The organism is Polaromonas sp. P1_G2 (genome assembly GCF_056405515.1).
Genome location: NZ_JBFUBY010000258.1, coordinates 1 through 5,936 on the forward strand (window position 1 = coordinate 1; position 5,936 = coordinate 5,936).

Annotated in this window: 6 protein-coding genes and 1 pseudogene; 4 read left to right on the plus strand and 3 right to left on the minus strand. The window is 63.6% G+C overall.

Annotation, left to right across the window (positions count from 1 at the left end; translation table 11 throughout):
- Positions 1-263, plus strand: a pseudogene (gene obgE, locus AC1D0P_RS20540) (GTPase ObgE); the annotation flags it as partial.
- A 116-nt stretch (positions 264-379) separates the two neighbouring features.
- Positions 380-1,516 (plus strand): glutamate 5-kinase, encoded by a 1,137-nt coding sequence (gene proB / locus AC1D0P_RS20545; RefSeq protein WP_477678447.1) that lies wholly within the window; start codon positions 380-382, stop codon positions 1,514-1,516.
- A 32-nt stretch (positions 1,517-1,548) separates the two neighbouring features.
- On the opposite strand, the gene AC1D0P_RS20550 is transcribed toward proB, so the two are convergent.
- Positions 1,549-2,070 carry a CNP1-like family protein gene (locus AC1D0P_RS20550; RefSeq protein WP_477678448.1) on the minus strand — a complete coding sequence of 174 codons (522 nt, stop codon included), beginning with the start codon at positions 2,068-2,070 and terminating at the stop codon, positions 1,549-1,551.
- A complete protein-coding gene (locus AC1D0P_RS20555) occupies positions 2,067-2,768 on the minus strand; it encodes an RNA pyrophosphohydrolase (protein WP_477678449.1) in 702 nt (233 codons plus the stop codon). The genes AC1D0P_RS20550 and AC1D0P_RS20555 overlap by 4 nt, the downstream gene beginning before the upstream one ends.
- 123 nt (positions 2,769-2,891) lie before the next feature.
- Between AC1D0P_RS20555 and AC1D0P_RS20560 the strand changes: the two genes are divergently transcribed.
- Together AC1D0P_RS20560 and AC1D0P_RS20565 are read left to right on the plus strand one after the other, a co-directional pair.
- A complete protein-coding gene (locus AC1D0P_RS20560; RefSeq protein ID WP_477678450.1) occupies positions 2,892-4,634 on the plus strand; it encodes a proline--tRNA ligase in 1,743 nt (580 codons plus the stop codon).
- A 31-nt stretch (positions 4,635-4,665) separates the two neighbouring features.
- Positions 4,666-5,319: a lytic transglycosylase domain-containing protein gene (locus AC1D0P_RS20565; protein ID WP_477652806.1), complete on the plus strand. Its 654-nt coding sequence runs from the start codon at positions 4,666-4,668 to the stop codon at positions 5,317-5,319.
- Between the two features lie 24 nt (positions 5,320-5,343).
- Here AC1D0P_RS20565 and AC1D0P_RS20570 read toward each other — a convergent pair whose 3' ends face one another.
- Positions 5,344-5,805: an NUDIX domain-containing protein gene (locus AC1D0P_RS20570; protein WP_477678451.1), complete on the minus strand. Its 462-nt coding sequence runs from the start codon at positions 5,803-5,805 to the stop codon at positions 5,344-5,346.
- Positions 5,806-5,936: the final 131 nt, after the last annotated feature.

Here is a 5,936-nt window from a genome sequence, read left to right on the forward strand (position 1 = left end):
ATGAAAAACCGCGCTGGCTGGTTCTGAACAAGCTCGATATGGTGGACAACGACAAGCGCGCGGCCATCGTCAAGGACTTCGTCAAGCGTTTCAAATTCAAGGGCCCGGTGTTCGAGATTTCAGCGCTGACGCGCGAGGGCTGCGAGCACCTGATCAAGACGATCTACCAGCACGTCAAGCAGGTGCAAAAAAGCGAGCAGCCGGTGGAAGAAATCGACCCGCGCTTCGCCCCGCTGCCCCCTGAATCGCCGGAACCGTCCTGACATTCTTGTTTCCGGCACCCCAGCCGCAGGAAGATGCAGGGCTGCATCTGCCCCACTCCACAAACAACCGCTGCCGATGCCGTGTTGACGGGAACGCAGCCTGAGAAGTACTGAACATGCAAGACAAACCAGGCTCCTCCATCCTGCGCAACGCCAGACGCATTGTGGTCAAGGTGGGTTCCAGCCTGGTCACCAACGAGGGCCGCGGGCTGGATGCAACCGCCATCGGCCTGTGGTGCGAACAGCTGGCGGCTCTCGTCAAGGACGGGCGCGAGGTGATCATGGTGAGCAGCGGCGCCATTGCCGAAGGCATGAAGCGCCTGAACTGGAGCGCGCGCCCCAGGGCCATCCATGAGCTGCAAGCCGCCGCCGCGGTAGGCCAGATGGGCCTGGTCCAGGTCTACGAAACCAAGCTGCGTGAAAACGGCATCGGCAGCGCCCAGGTCCTGCTCACACACGCCGACCTGGCCGATCGCGAACGCTACATCAACGCCCGCTCCACCCTGCTGGCCCTGCTGCAGCTCGGCGTCGTCCCCGTCATCAACGAAAACGACACGGTGGTCAACGACGAGATCAAGTTCGGCGACAACGACACGCTGGGTGCGCTGGTCGCCAACCTGGTGGAGGCCGATGCGCTGGTCATCCTCACAGACCAGAAAGGCTTGTACACCGCCGACCCGCGCAAGGACCCGGCGGCGCAGTTTGTACACGAAGCCAAAGCCGGCGACCCGGCGCTGGAAGCCATGGCAGGGGGCGCTGGATCCAGCATCGGCAAAGGCGGCATGATCACCAAAATCCTGGCCGCCAAGCGCGCCGCGGGATCGGGCGCGTCAACCGTGATCGCCTGGGGCCGCGAACCGCAGGCGCTGATACGGCTGACGCAGGGCGAGCCCATAGGCACACTGCTCGTGGCGCAGACCCAGAAGATGCAGGCACGCAAGCAATGGATGGCCGATCACCTGCAGATGCGCGGCTCGGTCACGGTGGACGCGGGTGCGGTGGTCAAGGTGCAAGGCGAGGGAAAAAGCCTGCTGCCCATCGGCATGACGGCTGTTCAGGGCGATTTTTCGCGTGGCGACGTCATCGCCATCCGAAGTCCCGAGGGGACGGAGATCGCGCGCGGCCTGGCCAACTATTCCAGCGCCGAAGCCCGGCTGATCTGCCGCAAGGCATCCTCGGAATTCGAGAAACTGCTGGGCTACACGGGTGAGCCCGAAATGGTCCACCGCACCAACCTCGTATTGACCCGCTAGCTCTGCGTGGGTGATCGGCAAGTCGGCCGATATTAATCGGCCATCCGGTAGTTCGGGTTTTTCAAGCGCCTGACCAGCACATCGACCGAGGTCGCGGGCGCGGCGCTGTCGCAGGCACCGGCCCGGGCAAAGCGCAAGGCATGCTTGGACGGCATGTTTTCAAACAGCGAACGCCACTCCGGATTGCTAACGTGCGTCCATTTCCCGTCCGCTGATTGGCGCGCATAGGTTTTGAATTCGCCGGTTGAGCAGCGTATGCCTTCATACATCACATTGCGGGCGCCGCTGGCATTGGACGCCACCATGACATAGCGCACGACCCCATCCTTTGGGGAAATGCTGAGGGCGGCCGGGTCCACGCCGTACACCAGCTGGGAATTGGGCGAGACCTCGAACGTGATCAGCTTCTTGACGTCAAACGCCGGTGGCGGCGGTGTCTCGATTTCCTTCCAGTCGGCGGGATCTTCCAGCACGTACGCCTGGGCTTGTGCCAAGCCCGGGACGCCAAGCACCGCCAGGAAGAGCGAGGCCAGAAAGGCCGATGTGAATTTCATGGTTTTGGGATAGTGGGATCCGCGCCCAGGCTGGTTTGCGGATCGGGTTCAAAGGTGGCGCCGGGCGGCAATTCAAAAGAGGCACCCGGCCTGATCTGGGCGTGAAAAGACTCGCCCGCGGCATGGAATCCGGCCTCACCGGGCGTGCCCGCGTGGTCGCGCTGGTGCAGGCCACCGCGCAGGTAGCGATTGCGATGGTCCGGGCGCGGTTCGGCCCGGTTGTCCACGCGCGGAACAAACCTTGAAAGCTCGGTCAGCGCCATCTCATAAACACCGCGCTTGAACTCGACCACCACGTCCAGCGGCACCCAGTAGTCGTTCCAGCGCCAGGCATCGAACTCGGGATGGTCGGTGGCGCGCAGGTTCAGGTCCCAGTCGTGGCCGACCAGCTGAAGGAGAAACCAGATTTGTTTCTGGCCTTTGTAATGTCCGCGCGCATCGCGGCGGATGAACCGGTCAGGCACCTCATAGCGCAACCAGTCTCGGGTTCGGGCCAGCACATTCACATGCTGCGGCAACAGCCCCACTTCTTCATGCAACTCGCGGTACATGGCCTGCTCGGGATTTTCGCCCCGATCAATGCCACCCTGCGGAAATTGCCACGAGTGGGTACGGATACGTTTGCCCCAAAATACCTGACTTCTCTGGTTGAGCAAGATGATGCCGACGTTGGGCCTAAAGCCGTCCCGGTCAAGCATAATCAAACCTCAAATTTTTTAAACTGAGTCCATTATGCACAGCGAAGGCCCCAGCGCCAAGCGCACGGCGGGCTGCAGCACCTTTTCCCCAATTTTCCCACCCGGAATCCCCGAAAACCGCCCATGAAAGCCTCCCAGTTCTTCATTTCCACCCTCAAGGAAGCCCCTGCCGACGCGGAAGTCGTCAGCCACCAGCTCATGATGCGGGCCGGCATGATCAAGAAACTGGGGGCCGGCGTTTACAACTACATGCCCATGGGCCTGCGCGTGATCCGCAAGGTCGAAGCCATCGTGCGCGAGGAAATGAACCGCGCCGGCGCCGTGGAGATGACCATGCCGGTGATCCAGCCGGCCGAACTCTGGCAGGAGACCGGCCGCTTTGAAAAAATGGGCCCCGAGCTGCTGCGCATCAAGGACCGCCACGGCCGCGACTTCATCGTCCAGCCGACCAGCGAAGAAGTCGTCACCGACGTGATGCGCCAGGACATCAAGAGCTACAAGCAGCTGCCGAAGAACCTGTACCAGATCCAGACCAAGTTCCGCGACGAGCGCCGCCCCCGCTTCGGCTTGATGCGCGGGCGCGAGTTCATCATGAAGGATGCCTACAGTTTCGACCGCGACCAGGCCGGTGCCAAAGCCAGCTACCAGGTCATGGCGGCCGCCTACCGCAAGATCTTCGACCGCTTCGGCCTCACCTACCGCGCAGTCGCCGCCGACAGCGGTGCCATAGGCGGTGACCTCAGCGAAGAATTCCAGGTGATTGCCGCCACTGGCGAAGACGCCATCGTCTACTGCCCCGGCAGCGATTACGCCGCCAACATGGAAAAAGCCGAGGCACTGCCGCCCCAGGGCGCGCGCAAGCCGGCGTCGCAGGCCATGGCCAAAACACCCACCCCCGGCAAGGCCACCTGCGCCGGCGTGGCCGAACTGTTGGGCATCCCGCTGAACACCACAGTGAAGTCGCTGGTGATGGCCACCGACGAATTGGACGACACGGGCAAGACCGTGAAGTCGCAGGTCTGGCTGCTGCTACTGCGCGGCGACCACGACATGAACGAAGTCAAGGTCGGCAAGGTGCCGGGCCTGGCTGATTTCCGCTTCGCGACCCTGCCCGAGATTGAAGACCACTTTGGTTGCAAGCCAGGCTACCTCGGCCCGCTGAATTTGAAGAAACCCGTCAAGCTGGTGGTCGACCGCGAAGTCGCCGCCATGGCCGACTGGGTGTGCGGCGCCAATGAGGCCGATTTCCACATGACGGGCGTCAACTGGGGCCGTGACCTGCCAGAGCCCGAACGGGTGGCCGACATTCGCAATGTGGTGGCGGGCGACCCATCGCCGGACGGCAAGGGGGCGCTGGTGATAGAGCGCGGCATCGAGGTCGGCCATGTGTTCTACCTCGGCACCAAATACAGCCGGGCCATGAACGCCACCTTCCTGGGTGAAAACGGCAAACCGCAATTCATGGAGATGGGTTGCTACGGCATCGGCATCACGCGTCTGCCGGCCGCGGCCATCGAGCAAAACCACGACGAGCGCGGCATCATCTGGCCCGACGCCATTGCCCCCTTTACCGTGGTGCTGTGCCCCATCAGCCCCGACCGCTTCCCCGAAGTCGAAGCGGCCGCCAACAAACTTTATGGCGAGCTGCTCGCGGCCGGTGTGGACGTGATCCTGGACGACCGTGGCGAGCGGCCCGGTGCCATGTTCGCCGACTGGGAACTGATAGGCGTGCCGCACCGCGTGACCATCGGCGACCGCGGCCTGAAAGACGGGCAACTCGAATACCAGCACCGCCGCGACGCGGCCTCCAGCAAGATAGACGTTGCCGGCGCCTTCGACTTCCTCAAGGGAAAGCTGGCGCTTTGACGTTTCCATGGTTTCCGTGCGCTCATTGACCATGTCCGCATCCGGTGCCGCCCCGGCCAAGGCGCAGGGGCTCTCCCGCCGAAGCTGCCTACTGGCCTTGCCAATTGCCTGCAGCCCGCTGCTGCTGGCGCGGCAGGCGCATGCCGGCGCGCAGATCGAAGAGCCCTTGATCGATTCGGTGCGCACCGCGCTGAGCTCGGCCATCGCCAACCAGGCGCCTCCCGTGCCCGAGTTCAAGGACACGGAAAGCCGCCTGACCTACCTGCGCTGGCTGGGCGCCATGAGCGACCGCCTCAAGAAGAAAAAACCCGAGTGGCAGATCCGCAAGGAGTTTTTGCAAACCGTCTGGTATGAAAGCAAGCGCGCCGGATTGGACACCACGCTGGTGCTGGGCCTGATCCAGGTCGAAAGCAACTTCCGCAAGTTCGCGGTCAGCAACGTCGGCGCGCGCGGCTACATGCAGGTCATGCCCTTCTGGACGCGCGTGATCGGGGACGGTGACCCCGGCAAGCTGTTCCACATGCAGACCAACCTGCGCTTCGGCTGTGTGATCCTGCGCCACTACCTGGACAGGGAGCGCGGTGACCTCTTCCTGGGCCTGGGTCGCTACAACGGCTCACGCGGCAAATCGCCTTACCCCGACGCGGTGCTGGGCGCAAGCAAGAACTGGGTGTTTGCCGGCTGAGGCAACGCGCGGAAGCAAGGCAGATCAGCAGGTCGCGCCGGCAAAGCCCCGTTCTTCGGCAAACCAGGCCAGCACCGGCACTGTGCCCGGCAAGACCGGTTCCACGCTGACAGGCAGCGATTGCCAGGCATAAGACTGGCCCTCGTGCATCTGCAGCTCACCGGTCCACTCGAACACCTTGCAGAAATTCAGGCGCACCAGCGCATGCGGGTAGTCGACCATCTCGACCTTCCAGGGATGGACCGCACCTATGGTCACGCCGATTTCTTCCTGCAGTTCGCGGCGCAGCGCAGCTTCAACGCTTTCGCCTTGCTCCAGCTTGCCGCCCGGAAATTCCCAGTAGCCTTCGTAGACCTTGCCGGGAGGACGGGATGTCAGCAGGAAGTCGCCATCGGGGCGGATCAGGACGCCCACCGCGACATCGACCACCTTGCGGTCCGCTCCGCCCTCACGCGGCCGCTCACCGTCGGCGACCAGCACGCTCATGTTGAATGGTCCGGGGCCTGGTCGCTCGCGTCGGGCGATGCGGCGACGGAAGCACCCGGCCGCTCGTAGGCGGCAATGGCCGACGCCGCCACGGGCCGGCTGGCGCTGTCCCGGCCGGCATAGTCGCGGGC